Origin of the sequence: Micromonospora craterilacus (genome assembly GCF_003236315.1) — a bacterium.
GTDB lineage: Bacteria > Actinomycetota > Actinomycetes > Mycobacteriales > Micromonosporaceae > Micromonospora > Micromonospora craterilacus.
On sequence record NZ_POTY01000052.1, the window covers coordinates 1 to 15,284 of the forward strand.

The following is a 15,284-nucleotide window of genomic DNA, read 5'->3' on the forward strand; positions in this document are numbered from 1 at the left end:
CCTCCGACCCAGCCCTGCCCCACCGCCAACCACCCCCTCACCGGTTGTGCGGCGCACGCCTCGCAATCTTGGACAGTTTCCGTTAGCGCGTAACGGAAACTGTCCAAGATTGACTCTTTCTGGCGACCGGATTATCGGGTCGTGGAGGCTGGCGGGGTGCCCTAGAGTCGCAGCGTGGCAGGTGACGGGGTGGCGATCGAACCGGGCCGGGTGCTCGTCTTCGACGCGGACGACACGCTCTGGGAGAACAACGTCGTCTTCGAGCGGGTGATCGACGACTTCCTGGAGTGGCTGGAGCATCCGACCCTCGACCGGGTACAGCTCCGGGCCGTGCTCGACGACATCGAGCGGGCCAACGCCGTCACCCACGGGTACGGCAGCAAAGTCTTCCTACGCAGCCTGCGGGAGTGCCTGGAACGGCTGCGTGAGCGGCCGGCCACCGAGGCGGAGCGGCGCGAGATCGACGGCCTGGCCGTGGCGCTGCTGACCCACCAGGTCGAGCTGATGCCCGGGGTCGCTGACGCGTTGGACGAGTTGGCCGGCCGGCACGAGTTGCTGCTGCTGACCAAGGGGGAGCGCGAGGAGCAGCAGCGCAAGCTGGACGCCTGCGGGCTGCTGCACCACTTCAAGGCCGCGCACATCGTGCCGGAGAAGAACGTCGAGACCTACCGCTGGCTGGTCCGGGAGCACGCCGTCGACCCGGCCCGAGCCTGGATGATCGGCAACTCGCCCCGTTCGGACATCCTGCCCGCCCGGGCCGCCGGGTGGAACGCGGTGTTCATCCCGAACGCCAACACCTGGGTGCTGGAACACGACGAACTGGATCCGGCCGACGCGGGGGTGCTGCACCTCAGCACGTTCCCCGACCTCCTGCGCCACTTCTGACCGGCACCGCGGAACGCCGGCGGCGCGGTCTCGCGACAAGCCTGCCCCGCGCGCCGACCCACGCCGCGCCGACCATGCCGCGCCGCAGCGACCCACGGCGCGCCCGCGTCGGCCCATGCCGCGCCGTGCCGTGCCGTGCCGCGCGGCGCGGCGCGGCGCCGTGTCGTGTCGGGCCATGTCGTGTCGGGCCGCGCCGTGTCGGGCCGTGTCGTGCCGCGCCGACCGCGCCGCACCGACCCCAATGCCGCGTTGACGCGCGTCGCGTGGACCCATGCCGCGCCGAACCGCGCCGCGTGGCGATTCCGATGATCCAGCCGACGAAGAGTGCTCGTCGGCGTGGGCCGCGTATGCGTTCGGGGCCTCGCGCTACGGTTCGAGCGGGTCGTAGATCTCGGCCGGCCGTCGGTCCGCGCGGAGATCGGGTCGAGTGTGGGGCGCACCGTGGGCGGGCCGCCGCCGTGGCGGAGCCGCAGTACCGTCGGCGGCCGGTACGGTCCCGGTACTGCCTTGTGTCCGACCGGTTGCGGGCGACGAAACGTTCGTGAACAGGTCTGCCGTAGATCAGCGTTGGTGGCCGGTGTCGTGTTACAGGGACCTGACGCTTTTCGACGCTGCTGGCAATAGTCGATTCTCCGGCCACACGTTGTCTTGTCCGGCCACCGGACGCCTGCCTAACCTGCGTCTGCGCCGCGACTCGCCGGGGTGGGTCGCGAGCGCACCTAGTCCGGGTGGGGCACCGTGGAGCTGAGTGCAGGCGGGCCGGTTGCCGTGCTGGGGCTGGCCGACACGCCGCGCCGGTGCTCGGCCCGGACACGGCCCGCTGCCCACGCCGGACGGGGTCAGGACCGGGACGTGAGGCCCGGTCCTGACCCGTTCGTTCGTCACGAGCGCGGCGTCCAACAGGGGCGGTCGGCGGCCGTCGGCGGCGGACCTCCTCGGATCAGATGATCTTGCTGTGGGCGGGTGCCCCGGGTCAGGTGACCTCGCCGCGGACGATGGCGACCGCGACCCGGCAGAACTCGTCCATGTCGGGTTCGAAACCGGCGGCGATGTCGGGGTGCAGGCCGGCCCGCGTCTCGTCGAGCAGCCGCTGGCAGACCTGCTCCACCGGCTCGCCGGTGTAGCTGTCCCGGACCCGGTCGGCGGCCGCCTGCAGGGCCGAGGTCAATTGGTCCTCCAGCGGCCCACGCAGCTTCTTCTGCACCGGGTCCCGGGGCTCCAGCGTGACATGTGGCTCCGACATCGGTGCTCCCTTCGTCGGCGGCTGCGGTACCCCACCGCGGCCGTCGGTCAAACCACCGTTGATATGGCGGCGACGCGTACCTGGTACGAGAACTCCTCGGCCGGCTCCTCGACGTACGACAGCCGGCGGATCTGCTTGTCGTCGTCGTAGAGGGCGACGTCGACCAGGACGCCGAGGTGGGTCAGGCCGATGCTGGAGACCCGCTTCTTGTCCTGGAGTACCGCACACACCCCGCCGAGCAGGGTGCTGGCGTCGGAGGTGCGGTGCCCGGGCGGGCAGCGCAGGGTCAGGTCCACTTCGATCGGCCCGGACAGCGGAGTCCAACCGGTGTGTTGCGCCGCCTCGCAGGCGGCCTGTAGCAGGGCGCGTACCCTCGTCGCCTGCCGGTGCCCGGCGGCGAAGATGGACAGCGCCTCGGTCTTGACCGGTGGCAGGCCGCTCACCTCGAACGTCAGGGTGAGAGCGCGGGTGTCCTGCACCACGTCGGCACCTCCTCGTTGGGGACGATCCTGCCCAACCGGTGGACCGGTGACGGGCTGTTCCCGCGAGAACCAACCGATCGGGCGGGTCGGGGTCGGCCGGTGGCGTATCGACGGCGACGGCGTACGCGCTGACGGCGATGCACGTTAAACGCTAGTCCACCTGGCAGTCGCTTGGTAGCGCCGCCGCTCAGCTGGTGGGACGCGGCGGAAATGCGCAGAACTCGTTGCCCTCCGGGTCGGCCAGCACCCACCAGCTCACCGTGTCGTCCGGCTCCCGCAGCAGGGTGGCCCCGGCCCTGATCAGGGCCGTCGGGTCGGGGTCGGTCAGGTCGACGTCCCAGTGCATCCGGTTCTTGGCGGTCTTGCGCTCGGGCACCGGGTCGAAGACCCAGTAGTCCCAGGGGAAACCGGCCGCGCCGGTGATCGCCGCGTAGCCCTTGTCGCTGGACTTGGCCTCGCCGCCGACGATGCCGGCCCACCAGGCGGCCTGCGCGGCCGGGTCGGCCGAGTCGACCACCAGCTCGAACGGCCCGGTGTCGGCGTTCGACTCCATCGGGATGGCGCAGAACTGGTTGCCGTCCGGGTCGGCCAGCACCCACCAGTCGATCTCAGAGTCCGGCTCGCGGACCAGCCGCGCGCCGGCGTCGAGCAGCACCGCCGGATCGGCCTCGGGCAGCCGTAGGTCCAGGTGGACGCGGGTCTTGACGGTACGCGGCTCGGGCACCCGGTTGACCCAGATCGACTCGGCCCGGGAGACGGCCCCGCGCGGATCCACCCGGGTGTCGCCGTCGCCGGTGTCGATCAGCTCGCCGTCGAGGATGCGGGCCCAGAACCCGCCGAGGGCGTGCGGGTCGGAGGCGTCGAGGCAGAGATCCTTGAAGCGTGCCAGCATGCCCCGATCATGCCGCCTGCCACCGACATCCGCCGCCCGGGTTGGCGCTTTGACCGAGCGGCGTCGGGGCGCCCCGGCCGGGGTGGCCGGGACGTCCGCGCCGCGCGTTGCCTAGTGCCGGCCGCGCTTGACCTCGTGGAAGGCCGGCATCCGCAGCAGCGGGAGCAGGCTGTCCCAGAGGGTCAGGGCGTCCTCGGTGCCGGGCACCTCGGTCAGGATCGGGCCGTGTGCTCCCCGGTCGGCACCGGGAACCATGAGCACCGGCGAGCCGATGTCCGGCCCCGCCGAGGCGTACGCCAGGGCGTGCGAGGCGTGCACCGCGTCGTCCCAGCGCTCGTCGTCGAGGGCGGCTGCCGCGTCGTCGAGACCGGCCGCCTCGACGGCGGCGTCCACCAGCTTGCCGCTCGGCGGGTTGCCGGCGTCGTGCGTGCGGGCACCCAACTCGGCGTAGAACCGGCCGGCGTCGTCGTGGCGGCCCTCGGCCCGCAGCGCCTCGACCAGGCGCAGGGCCCGGCCCGAGGCGGTCATCGCCTCGGCGTACTCCGGCGGGACGTTCCCGCCGTTGAGGATGCTCAGACTGAACGCCCGCCACTCGATGCGCAGGTCACGGGCCTCGGCGACGGACACCAGCCAGCGGGAGGTGCGCCAGGTCCACGGGCAGATGGGGTCGAAGAAGAAAGTCGCGTCCACCGCCCGAGGGTAAGCGCCGATGCCCGGGGTGGTCCGGGCGGCATGACCTGGACCACACCAGTCGGTGTTCGAGTCGTCACACCTGGTCAGGTTTCGCGCCTTCGCAGGTCGGGCAGTGTTCCAGCCACGAAACGCAGGGGGCGTGCACCGGCAGGTCGAACGCCCTGACCGTCTCGCCGTGCGCCGGGGCGCGGAAGCCTTTCCCCGGCTGTTGGCCGAGGTACGAGGGGAGGGGTCATGAGCGAGCGAATCGTCAGGCTCAGCGTGGCGGTGGCTCATGGCGGCACGGAGCGCAGCGGAGTGTTGACATGAGCGACTCTGACGAGGCCCGGAGCCGGCGCCGACCCCGTGTACGCGTGGCGGCGACGGCCGCCGCGCTCACGTTGGTGGCACCGATGGCCGCCTGCGCCGGCGGCGGCGACAGCGGTACGCCCACCATCAACCTGTACTACCCGCCCGAGCAGAATCTGCAGCAGGTCGTCGACGAGTGCAACACGCAGGCCGACGGGCGGTACCGGATCGTCTACCGGGTGCTGCCGCGGGAGGCCGACGAGCAGCGGGTGCAGATGGTACGGCGGCTCGCGGCCGAGGACACCGGCATGGACGTGCTCGGTCTCGACGTGACCTGGACGCAGGAGTTCGCCAGCGCGAACTGGATCGTGGAGTGGACCGGGCGGGACCGGGCCGAGGTGGAGGAGGGCACCCTCGACGGCCCGCTGGAGACCGCCCGGTACCAGAACAAGCTCTACGGGGCGCCGAAGAACACCAACGTCCAGTTGCTGTGGTACCGCAAGGACCTGGTGCCCGAGCCGCCGACCAGCTGGGACGAGATGATCTCGATGGCCCAGCAGCTGAAGGAGCAGGGCCAGCCGTACCAGGTGCTCACCATGGGCGCCCAGTACGAGGGCCTGGTGGTCCTCTACAACACCCTCGCGGCCAGCGCCGGCGGCAACATCCTCAACGAGGACGGCACCGAGGCCGTGATGGACGACGGGACCGTGCGGGCGCTGGAGGTGTTGCGGAACTTCGCCACCTCCGGGGTGACGTCGCCGTCGTTCAGCAACGCCACCGAGGACCCGGTGCGGCTGGACTTCCAGGCCGGCAACGGCGCGTTCCAGGTGAACTGGCCGTTCGTCTATCCGGCGATGCAGGAGGCCAACCCGGAGCTGGCGGAGCAGGTCGGCTGGGCCCGGGTGCCGGGGGTCGACGCGGGTACCCCGGGCCGGGTGACCATCGGCGGGGTCAACCTCGCTGTCAGCGCCCACTCGGAGCACCCGCAGGAGTCCTTCGAGGCGGCCAAGTGCCTGCGCAACGCGGAGCACCAGAAGTTCTCCGCGATCAACGACGGGGTGCCGCCGACCATCGAGCGCGTCTACGACGACCCGGAGATGGACGAGGCGTACCCGATGAAGGAGACCATCCTCGAACAGCTGCGGGATCCGGCGGTGCGGCCGCTGACCCCCGCGTACCAGAGCATCTCCACCGTGACCTCGGCGTTCCTGTCGCCGCCGGCGGCGATCGACCCGCAGGCGACGGCCGACGAGCTGCGCAAGGCGATCGCCGACGCCCTGGAGTCGAAGGGAGTGCTGCCGTGACCGAGCGAACCCACAACACCTCGGCCGGCGCGGACGTGGCCGCCGACCGGGCCGACACCCGCACCGGCGGCCGGCATGCGGCAGTGCCCAGGCAGCGGAACAGCCGGCGCGGCAAGCCGCCGCTGAGCGAGAACAAGCGGGCCGAGCGCAAACTGGGCTGGCTGCTGTGTGCGCCGGCCGCGCTGGTCATGGTCGCGGTGACCGCCTACCCGATCCTGTACTCGGTGTGGCTGTCGATGCAGCGCTTCGACCTGCGCTTCCCGGCCGAGCGGGAGTTCATCGGGCTGGAGAACTACGTCACCGTGCTCAGCAACGAGTTCTGGTGGACGGCGTTCGGGGTGACCATGCTGATCACAGTGGTCACCGTGGCCGTGGAGCTGGTGCTCGGCATGGGCCTGGCGCTGGTCATGCACCGCACGCTGGTGGGCCGGGGCATCGTGCGCACGGCGGCGCTGATCCCGTACGGCATCGTCACGGTCGTCGCCGCGTTCTCCTGGCGGTACGCGTGGACGCCCGGCACCGGCTACCTGGCCAACCTGTTCTCCGACGGGGCGCCGCTGACCGAGCGGGCCAGCTCGCTGGCCATCATCATGCTGGCGGAGATCTGGAAGACCACGCCGTTCATGGCGCTGCTGCTGATGGCGGGCCTGGCCCTGGTGCCGGAGGACCTGCTCAAGGCGGCCTCCACCGACGGGGCCACCGCGTGGCAGCGGTTCACCAAGGTGATGCTGCCGGTGATGAAGCCGGCGATCCTGGTGGCGCTGCTGTTCCGCACCCTGGACGCGTTCCGGGTCTTCGACAACATCTACGTGCTGACGGCCGGGGCGAACGAGACCTCGTCGGTGTCGATGATCGCCTACAACAACCTGATCCGGGGCCTGAACCTCGGCATCGGGTCGACCATGTCGGTGCTGATCTTCATCACCGTGGCGATCATCGCGTTCATCTTCGTGAAGCTGTTCGGTACCGCTGCCCCCGGCAGCGACGACGGGGAGAGGCGTTGACATGGCTGACACCACCACCCGCGCGAAGCTGCGCTGGGGTCTGCTGGACGTCGCCGTGGTCGTCTTCGCGCTGACCCCGGTGCTGTGGATCATGTCGCTGTCGTTCAAGACACCGGGCACGCTGACCGACGGGAAGTTCGTCCCCCGAGAGTGGACGCTGGACAACTACCGGACCATCTTCGCCACCGACCAGTTCGTCCGGGCGCTGGTGAACTCCATCGGCATCGCGCTGATCGCCACCGTGATCGCCGTCGTGCTCGGCGCGATGGCGGCGTACGCGATCTCCCGGCTGGATTTCCCCGGCAAGCGGATGCTGATCGGCGTCTCTCTGCTGATCGCGATGTTCCCGCAGGTGTCGCTGGTCTCGCCGCTTTTCGAGATCGAGCGTCAGCTGGGCCTGTTCGACACCTGGCCGGGCCTGATCCTGCCGTACATCACGTTCGCGCTGCCGCTGGCGATCTACACGCTGTCGGCGTTCTTCAAGCAGATCCCGTGGGATCTGGAGAAGGCGGCCAAGATGGACGGCGCCACCCAGGGGCAGGCGTTCCGCCGGGTGATCGCCCCGCTGGCCGCGCCGGGGCTGTTCACCACGGCGATCCTGGTCTTCATCTTCTGCTGGAACGACTTCCTGTTCGCCATCTCGCTGACCTCCACCGAGCGGTCCCGCACGGTGCCGGTGGCGCTGTCGTTCTTCACCGGCGAGTCGCAGTTCGAGGACCCGACCGGGGCGATCTGCGCCGCCGCCGTGGTGATCACCGTTCCGATCATCCTGTTCGTCCTCTTCTTCCAGCGCCGCATCGTCTCCGGCCTGACCTCCGGCGCCGTCAAGGGATAGGTGATTACTCGTGGCTGACATCGTGCTCGACAAGGTGAGCAAGAAGTTCCCGGACGGCACCACGGCGGTGCGGGACGTCGACCTGGAGATCGCCGACGGCGAGTTCGTGATCCTGGTCGGCCCCTCCGGCTGCGGCAAGTCCACCACGCTCAACATGATCGCCGGGCTGGAGGACATCAGCTCCGGCGAGCTGCGCATCGGCGGGCAACGGGTCAACGACAAGGCCCCCCGCGACCGGGACATCGCCATGGTCTTCCAGTCGTACGCGCTGTACCCGAACATGACCGTCCGGGAGAACATGGCGTTCCCGCTGCGGCTGGCGAAGCTGGACAGGGAGACCATCACGCAGAAGGTCGAGGAGGCGGCGAAGGTCCTGGAGCTGACCCCGCTGCTGGACCGTAGGCCGGCTAACCTCTCCGGCGGGCAGCGGCAGCGGGTGGCGATGGGCCGGGCGATCGTCCGGCAGCCCAAGGCGTTCCTGATGGACGAGCCGCTGTCCAACCTGGACGCGAAGCTGCGGGTGCAGATGCGCACGGTGGTGTCCCGGCTGCAGAAGCAGCTCGGCACCACCACCGTCTACGTCACCCACGACCAGACCGAGGCGATGACCCTCGGCGACCGTGTGGTGATCATGCGGGGTGGGGCGGTGCAGCAGGTCGGCCCGCCGCAGGAGCTGTACGACCAACCGAGCAACCTCTTCGTGGCCGGGTTCATCGGCTCGCCGTCGATGAACTTCCTGCCCGCCACGGTCGAGGACGGCCGGCTGCGTACCGCCCTGGGTGACGTGCCGATCGGCGACCGGATCCGCCGCGAGCTGGAGGGCGTCGACGCGGCCCGGGAGCTGATCCTCGGCATCCGGCCCGAGCACTTCGAGGACGCCGAACTGGTCGACGAGGAAACCCGCCGCCGGGGGATGGAGTTCGAGGCGCCGGTGGACATCGTCGAGTCGATGGGCTCGGACAAGTACGTCTACCTGACCGTCGAGGGGGAGCGGGCTTCCGCCGCCGAACTGGAGGAGCTGGCCGCCGACGCCGGTGCCGCCGACTTCGCCGGTGCCGGGTCGAACCTGGTCACCCGACTCTCGGCGGAGTCGGCCGCGACGGAGGGGGAGAGCCGGCGGGTCTGGTTCAACCTGGAGAAGATCCACCTGTTCGACCCGTCGAACGGACGCAACCTCACCCTGCACGAGGGCCGCTCGGCCGGCGCCCTCGCCAACTGAGACGCGGAGGCGGCACGGGCCCGGCGGAGCATCGCCGGGCCCGCGCCGCCGCTGGGTGGGTAGGGCTTGAAAGACAAGTGGAAACTTATATTGTTGGTGCTGGAGGTCCTCGACACCGCTCCGCTCGATCGTCGGGCGGTGGCCGCCGAGCGAAGAGGAGAGCAGATGCATCCCCGCATCCAGAAGGTGAGTGCCGCATGAGCCCCGCCACGACCCCGGACGTCACTGACGAGAAGGGCCGCAAGACGGGCCTGTGGACCGACCCGGACCCGCACGGCGGTTACATGATCGGCGAGTATGTCGAGGGCGAACGGCACGGCACCTGGCGGCACTACTTCACGGATGGCCAGCTGCGGGCCGAGGGCGGCTTCGAGAACGGTGCCGTCCACGGCGAGTGGGTCTGGTACCGCTCGTCGGGCGGCGTCATGCAACGCGGCGGCTTCCAGCACGATCAGAAGCACGGCACGTGGACCCGGTGGAACGCCAAGGGCGAACTCATCGACAGTGGCGACTACGACAACAACAAGAAGTCCGGCGACTGGACCACCTACAACCCTGACGGCACGGTCAAACGCACCGTCACGCACCGCAAACGCAGCAAGGCGTAGCAACGACCCGGTCGCACAAGTCATGGCCACGACCGCCGACGTTCGTCGCGAACTCGCCAGCCTCGCCGATCCGCGCCGGGCGGAGAGCGTGAGCCGGTTTCTCCAGATGGTTCCGGGCGGGTACGGCGAGGGCGACCGGGCCATCGGCGTCTCCGTGCCGGAGCAGCGCGGGGTGGCCGGCCGGTACTGGCGCGACCTCTCCCTGGCCGACACGGCGACGCTGCTGACCGGCGGCGTGCACGAGGAGCGGCTGACGTCGCTGTTCATCCTGGTGCGCAAGTTCACCAAGGGGGACGAGGAGGAGCAGGGCCGGGTCTTCGACGTGGTCCTGGCCAATACCGCCCAGATCAACAACTGGGACCTGGTGGACTCGTCGGCGCCGTACATCGTCGGGCCATGGCTGATCGACAAGGACCGGAGCGAACTGGACCGGTTGGCCGAGTCGAGCCTGCTGTGGGATCGGCGGATCGCCGTCATGGCCACGCACGCCTTCATCAAGGCCGGCGACTTCCACTGGACCTTCCGGCTCGGTGAACGGCTCCTGCGCGACCCACACGACCTCGTCCACAAGGCGGTGGGCTGGATGCTGCGCGAGGTGGGCAACCGTGACCGAGCGGCGGAAGAGGAGTTCCTGGCCCGGCACTACCGGGACATGCCCCGGGTCATGCTGCGGTACGCGATTGAGAAGTTCGAACCGCAGCGACGCCAGGAGTACCTGTCCGGCATGGTCTAGTTGCGCATCGTGTCCACCGACCCGGTCTTGTCGATCATGCACCGGTCCATCGCCCACCGGCGTTTACGCTGGTGCACGTGCCGTTCACGCTGTCCCACCCCGCAGCCGTTCTGCCGCTGTTGCGCCACCCGTTCTCGCCAGCCGCCCTGGTCTGCGGAGCCATGGCTCCGGACGCCCCGTACTTCCTCGCCGCCGCGCGCATACCGGTGAGCGCACAGTCCTGGTACGAGCCGTACCTGAACGCCACCGTCTCCCACACACTGTCCGGCCTCACCGTGTCGGGGCCCTTCGCACTGGCACTGCTGGCGCTGTACCGACTCGTGCGCCGCCCGGCCGCCGCTCTGCTGCCCGCCCGGCTCGCCCCGGCCAGTACGGCCGACCGTGGCGGCAACGGCCTGCGCCGGGCGGGCTGGGTGCTGCTGTCCGTCCTGATCGGCATCCTGACCCACCTGGTGTGGGACTCCGTCACGCACGCCGACGGCTACGTGGTCACTCACCTGGGCGTCCTGCGGTCCCACGTCACGGCGGATCTGACGGTGGCGCGGGTGGTCCAGCATGTCAGCACGGCCGGGGGCCTGGTCGCTGTCGTGGTGTATCTGTGGCGCCGTGCGCGCCGGGCCCCGGCCGGCAACACCGGCCAGGCCAGACTTTCCGCGGCGACCCGCTGGAGCGTCGTAGCGGCGTTGGCCGTTGCCGCCTGCACCGGAGCCGTGGCCAACATGCACACCCTGGAGGACTACCGGGGCGGACCCGTAACAGCCGACCAGGTGAGCATGCGGCAGACGGCGGAGGCGGTGCTCGCCGACTGGGCGACGGGCGGTGGTGCCGCGCTGGCCTGCGTGCTCATCCTCTACGCCTGCGGCTGGTGGATGCTGCACGGTGTCGTCCGGCCCACCGAGCCCTTGATACCGGAACCCCGCGTTTCAAACGCCGATCAACACACCCCTTGACCAGGCACGCCCACGCCTAACTGAACGGCGTTGCGTCCAGAAGGGGCCGGACCTGCTCGGCGTGGCCGAGCCGTCGTCGGACGGCTCGGCCACGCTCTTGCTTCGTCAGGGGGTCACCCGGGTAGCCGGGCTGTCGCCCGGCAGGCCGGACATGTTGGCCTCCACCGGCGGCAACGGAGTGGTTCCGAGGACGCTGCCGTCCGTGGCGTACGCGGTGAAGGTGGCCGGCTGGTCCGGCGGTATCCGGGTGGTGCCGGCGTTCGACGCGTCCAGGGTGACCGTGACCGGGGGTGCCCCGCCGACCGTGACCGTGACGCGGGCAGCGTCTGGCGGTGCGATCACCCGCACCTGACCCGTCGGCGTGCGTGTGCCGTTGTCGGCCCGGATCCGCCAGCCGATCGGTCGCCGGTCGGCGCCCTCGGCCGGCAGCAGCAGCCGCAGATCGGTCCAGCTGCCCCGGTCGTCGCCGTGCATGGCGTACGCGATGACTCCGCCGCCGGCGGGCCGCACGGTGAACAGCGCGGCGGCCGGGCCGTGCTCGCTGCCCGACCAGCGCACCCGCACCGTCGTCCCGGCCGCCGGGAGGCGACTGTTGACAAGTGCCGTTTCGACGAAGGCGCCCAGCGTGGCGTCGTCCAGCGGTGTACCTCGGGCACCCCGTCGGGCGGCGGTGAGCAGGTCCTTCATCTCCGGGCCGGTCGGGTCGACCGTGGCCTCGTACGGGCCGCCGCCCAGGCCGCCCTCGAAGAGCACGTGGTCGTCGCGGCTGACCCGGACGACGGGTTCGTTCCGCAGCGGCGCGGGGGGCAGGACGGCGAACCCGACTCCGCTGCCGTCCGCCTGGGCGAGGTTCTCGTACTCCAGGGTCCCGCCCGACGTGTACCGGGGGTCGCCGCTGATTGTCACGGTCGAGTTGGCCGGCCCGACGACGACCGCGAACCCGCCCCGGTCGGAATCCGCCTGCATCAGGGTCATCACCGGGTCGTCGCCCTCGCTGTGGCCGGCGTAGCGCATCTGTCGGGCGTCGGCCCCGGCCGGGCCCACGTACCAGACCAGCGCCTGCTTGGTCAGTATGCCGAACCGCAACGGCACCACGACCAGCGCGACCCGGTGGCCCGGCTGGTCACTGCCGTAGAGCAGGCGGATCCGGTCGCGGTCGCCGACCTTCCAGATGCCGTCCGGGTTCCAGCCACCCAGCGGGGTGTCGGTGCTCAGCTGCGGGTCGTCGCTGATCCATGTCCGCAGCGCGTCCAGCCAGGCCCGGTCGCCGGTCAGCGCGCCCCGGGGCGGCGCGTCGAGCAGCGCGGTCGGGGCAGCGGCGACCGCGATGCCGGGCGCCCAGCCGGGTAGGGGCACCACGTTGGTCTGGACCCCGACGAGCGCGGCCCCGACCGCGACGGCCACCGCCGCCCGGATCAGCCGCGTCCGCCGGTGCCGTCGCTCCCGCCGGGCGAACCCCGGCCACGGATCCTCAGGTACGTCGACACCGTGCGCGGCCTGCCGCAGCGCCGGACTGAGCGTCGAATCAGCGAAGCTCTCGGTCATGCCAGTTCCTCCTGAAGCCCTGCCGGGGACTGCGCGGCGGGTGGGGCGAAATCGGCTCGCAGCCGGGCCAACCCGCGCGACGCCTGGCTCTTCACCGAGCCGACGGAGCAGCCGAGAACCTCGGCGGTGTCCGCCTCGCTGAGATCCTCGAAGTAGCGCAGCACCAGCACCGCCTGGGTCCTGGGCGGCAACCGCCGCAGCGCGGTGAGAAGGAGTTGCCGCTGCTCCACCTGCGCGTACGCGTCCGGCGTCGGTGCGCTGTCGGAGGTCAGCAGCGGCACCTCCAGCGGCCGCCGCCGACGCCGCCAGGAGATCGCCGTGTTGACCATCGCCCGGCGTACGTAGACCTCGGGCGCGTCCCTGCGCAGTACCCGTCCCCAGCGCCGATGGGTCTTCTCCAACGCCGACTGCGCCAGGTCCTCGGCTGCCCCCCGATCGCCGGTCAGCAGGTAGGCCGTTCGCAGCAACGGCTCCCATTGCCGTTGCACGAACAGCCGGAACTGCTCGTCGTCCTCGTCCCGTCTCACGCCACCTCCAGGTCGCGTCCGCCTCACGTCCACCTGCGGACGCAGAGTGAGACGCGATCGGCGGCGTCCGGGGTTGAGTGGAAACCGTACGGTTACCCTCGCTCAGCCCGGCCAGGTCACCTTGGGTGGCAGGGCGAGGAAGTCGGCGTACCGGCTCAGCGCCTCCTCGGCCTGCTTGCGTTGGGTCGGGTCGAGGTCGACCAGGGGGTTCACGGCCAGGGTGACCCGGGTCTTGGCCAGGCTGCGTTTCCAGGTGCCGACCACCCGGCCGCCGCACACGATGGTGGCCTGGAAGACGCCGTTGCCGCCGGGGATGATGGCCTGCTTGTGTTCCGGGTCGAGCATCAGCGTGCGGTCCTTGAAGCCGAGCAGGTATTCGTCGAAGCCGGGCAGGGCCAGCACGTCGTCCACCGGCTCACGGGGTGCGTCGAGCAGGGGCGTGTGCAGCACTCCCTCGGTGCCGTCGACGTCGACGGTGGTCAGTCCGTCGCCGGCGGCGGCGATGGCCCGTTTCGCGTCGGCGGCGGTCAGTCCCGTCCAGCCGGCGAAGTCCTGCCGGGTGGTGGGGCCGTGGCTGCGGAAGTAACGCAGCGCCAGGGTGGCCAGCGCCTCGTCCCGCTCCGGCTGGTGCTGCCCCGGCGCCCACTCGTCGAGCAGCGCGAAGGTCTGTTCGGTGCCGACGTTGGGGGCGATGCAGGTGACGCCGCGCTGGGCCGCATACCACAGCAGGTGGTAGCCGCGCTGGCCGGCGCCGTCGATGCCGGCCTCGGTCAGCGCGGCCACGCACTCCGTTCGGGTCAGCCGGCCGCCGTCGGCCAGCGTGGTGCCCAGCACGTCGGCGGCGCGGTCGGCCTCGGTCTCGGACAGGCCGAGGAACTCCCGCCGCCGGGCCGCGCCGGCCAGGGCGCGTACGCCGGTCAGCTCCAGCAGCCAGCGGGCGTCCCGGGCGGGCACGAGGTGGATGGTGCCGCGCATCGGCCAGGTCCGCAGGGCCTCCCGGCGCTCAAGCGCGGCGTGCACCTCGGCGTGGGTGGACCCGGGCAGCCGTACGCCCAGCGACCACATGCCGCTGGCCAGGTCCTGCGCCTGCATGGCGCCGAACCACTCCACCACCTCGGCCACGCTGCCGGGCGGTGCGGCGGTGGGGTGGGGGCGCAGCCGGAGACTGGTCATCCGCAGTGCGAGCGCCTCGGCGCCGGTCAGCGCTGTCGAGCCGGTGGGTGCCACGACGTCGGCCGCCTTCCTTCGGTGGTCGACCGCAGCATAGGACCGGGCACCGACATCCGGGGCCGGATGGCCGCTCCCGCGGCACCCCTGATCGCGCTACGCCAGCCTCGTTGATGGCGGAGCGCGATCCCCCGTTCAGGTACGCCGGTGCGGGCGGCGACGGATCGCCGGCACCGGTGCGTTCAGGATGGCGTTTTCCGCCCCGACCGGGAACTGTGACCCGGGCAACTTGCGGACATCTTGAGCAAAGTCGCTCAACCCTGGCGGGGCTGCGGCACCCGTACCGCGGCCATGCCGGCCGCGGTGGCGGCCTCGATGCCCAGGTCCGCGTCCTCGAAGACCAGGCAGGAGCCCGGCGGTACGCCGAGCAGTTCGGCGGCGCGCAGGAACGGCTCCGGGTCGGGCTTGGGGCGGGCGTAGTCCCCGGCGCAGACCAGCACGTCGAACCGGTCCAGGATGCCGAGCGCGTCGAGGGAGGCGGTGACGGCGTCCCGGGTGCTGCCGGAGACCACGGCGAACGGGATCCGTCCGTGCGCGTCGTCGATGTGGTGCAGCACCCCGGGGATGCCGGTCGCGCTGGGCAGCAACTGCTGGAAGCGGGCCTCCCGATCGGCGACGACCGTCTCCACCGGCATGTTCAGGCCCTGCTGCTCGTTGAGCTCGGCGACGATGTCGGCCGTCGGCCGCCCGGCCCAGGCGTAGAACAGCTCCTCGGGAAAGGCACAGCCCCACTCGTCGAGGGTCTGCCGCCAGGCCGTGTAGTGCTGGGGCATCGAGTCGACGATGGTGCCGTCGCAGTCGAAGAGGTAAGCCTGGAACTCGCCGGTGGGCAGGGGCAGCATCACCGGC

16 protein-coding genes are annotated in these 15,284 nt (G+C 71.0%); 8 read left to right on the top strand and 8 right to left on the bottom strand.

The window, feature by feature from the left end:
- Window positions 1–210 precede the first annotated feature (210 nt).
- Window positions 211–885: an HAD family hydrolase gene (locus C1I95_RS10975; protein ID WP_111213716.1), complete on the top strand. Its 675-nt coding sequence runs from the start codon at window positions 211–213 to the stop codon at window positions 883–885.
- Between the two features lie 973 nt (window positions 886–1,858).
- On the opposite strand, the gene C1I95_RS10980 is transcribed toward C1I95_RS10975, so the two are convergent.
- From C1I95_RS10980 to C1I95_RS10995, 4 genes are all read right to left on the bottom strand, one after another.
- A complete protein-coding gene (locus tag C1I95_RS10980; RefSeq protein WP_111213693.1) occupies window positions 1,859–2,128 on the bottom strand; it encodes a hypothetical protein in 270 nt (89 codons plus the stop codon).
- A gap of 47 nt (window positions 2,129–2,175) precedes the next feature.
- Entirely contained in the window at window positions 2,176–2,607 is a 432-nt protein-coding gene (locus C1I95_RS10985) for a RusA family crossover junction endodeoxyribonuclease (RefSeq protein ID WP_111213717.1), read from the bottom strand.
- Between the two features lie 190 nt (window positions 2,608–2,797).
- Window positions 2,798–3,502: a VOC family protein gene (locus C1I95_RS10990; protein ID WP_111213694.1), complete on the bottom strand. Its 705-nt coding sequence runs from the start codon at window positions 3,500–3,502 to the stop codon at window positions 2,798–2,800.
- Window positions 3,503–3,613: 111 nt separating this feature from the next.
- On the bottom strand, window positions 3,614–4,192 hold the full coding sequence (locus C1I95_RS10995; RefSeq protein ID WP_111213695.1) for a DsbA family protein: 579 nt from the start codon (window positions 4,190–4,192) through the stop codon (window positions 3,614–3,616).
- 308 nt (window positions 4,193–4,500) lie between these two features.
- On the opposite strand from C1I95_RS10995, the gene C1I95_RS11000 reads away from it, so the two are divergent.
- The 7 genes from C1I95_RS11000 (at window position 4,501) to C1I95_RS11030 (ending at window position 11,136) form a co-directional block, all read left to right on the top strand.
- Window positions 4,501–5,787 (top strand): ABC transporter substrate-binding protein, encoded by a 1,287-nt coding sequence (locus C1I95_RS11000; protein WP_111213696.1) that lies wholly within the window; start codon window positions 4,501–4,503, stop codon window positions 5,785–5,787.
- Window positions 5,784–6,791 carry a carbohydrate ABC transporter permease gene (locus tag C1I95_RS11005; RefSeq protein WP_111213697.1) on the top strand — a complete coding sequence of 336 codons (1,008 nt, stop codon included), beginning with the start codon at window positions 5,784–5,786 and terminating at the stop codon, window positions 6,789–6,791. Before C1I95_RS11000 ends, C1I95_RS11005 begins: the two co-directional genes overlap by 4 nt.
- A 1-nt stretch (window position 6,792) precedes the next feature.
- Complete coding sequence (locus C1I95_RS11010) at window positions 6,793–7,626, top strand: carbohydrate ABC transporter permease (protein WP_111213698.1); 834 nt, start codon at window positions 6,793–6,795, stop codon at window positions 7,624–7,626.
- 10 nt (window positions 7,627–7,636) lie between these two features.
- Complete coding sequence (locus C1I95_RS11015; protein ID WP_111213699.1) at window positions 7,637–8,845, top strand: ABC transporter ATP-binding protein; 1,209 nt, start codon at window positions 7,637–7,639, stop codon at window positions 8,843–8,845.
- Window positions 8,846–9,042: 197 nt separating this feature from the next.
- Window positions 9,043–9,453, top strand: a complete 411-nt coding sequence (locus C1I95_RS11020) for a toxin-antitoxin system YwqK family antitoxin (protein WP_111213700.1) — start codon at window positions 9,043–9,045, stop codon at window positions 9,451–9,453.
- 22 nt (window positions 9,454–9,475) lie between these two features.
- Window positions 9,476–10,186, top strand: a complete 711-nt coding sequence (locus tag C1I95_RS11025; RefSeq protein WP_111213701.1) for a DNA alkylation repair protein — start codon at window positions 9,476–9,478, stop codon at window positions 10,184–10,186.
- A 77-nt stretch (window positions 10,187–10,263) separates the two neighbouring features.
- Entirely contained in the window at window positions 10,264–11,136 is an 873-nt protein-coding gene (locus C1I95_RS11030; protein WP_158566355.1) for a DUF4184 family protein, read from the top strand.
- A 105-nt stretch (window positions 11,137–11,241) separates the two neighbouring features.
- Here the strand turns inward: C1I95_RS11030 and C1I95_RS11035 are convergent, their stop codons facing one another.
- The 4 genes from C1I95_RS11035 to C1I95_RS11050 all read right to left on the bottom strand — a co-directional run bounded on the left by C1I95_RS11035 (window position 11,242) and on the right by C1I95_RS11050 (window position 15,277).
- A complete protein-coding gene (locus C1I95_RS11035; protein ID WP_146605695.1) occupies window positions 11,242–12,681 on the bottom strand; it encodes a hypothetical protein in 1,440 nt (479 codons plus the stop codon).
- Window positions 12,678–13,208 (bottom strand): SigE family RNA polymerase sigma factor, encoded by a 531-nt coding sequence (locus C1I95_RS11040; RefSeq protein WP_111213704.1) that lies wholly within the window; start codon window positions 13,206–13,208, stop codon window positions 12,678–12,680. The genes C1I95_RS11035 and C1I95_RS11040 overlap by 4 nt, the downstream gene beginning before the upstream one ends.
- A 102-nt stretch (window positions 13,209–13,310) precedes the next feature.
- Window positions 13,311–14,381, bottom strand: coding sequence for a winged helix DNA-binding domain-containing protein (locus C1I95_RS11045; RefSeq protein WP_111213718.1), 1,071 nt, complete (start codon window positions 14,379–14,381; stop codon window positions 13,311–13,313).
- A gap of 308 nt (window positions 14,382–14,689) precedes the next feature.
- A complete protein-coding gene (locus C1I95_RS11050) occupies window positions 14,690–15,277 on the bottom strand; it encodes an HAD family hydrolase (protein WP_325048811.1) in 588 nt (195 codons plus the stop codon).
- Between the last annotated feature and the right edge of the window lie 7 nt (window positions 15,278–15,284).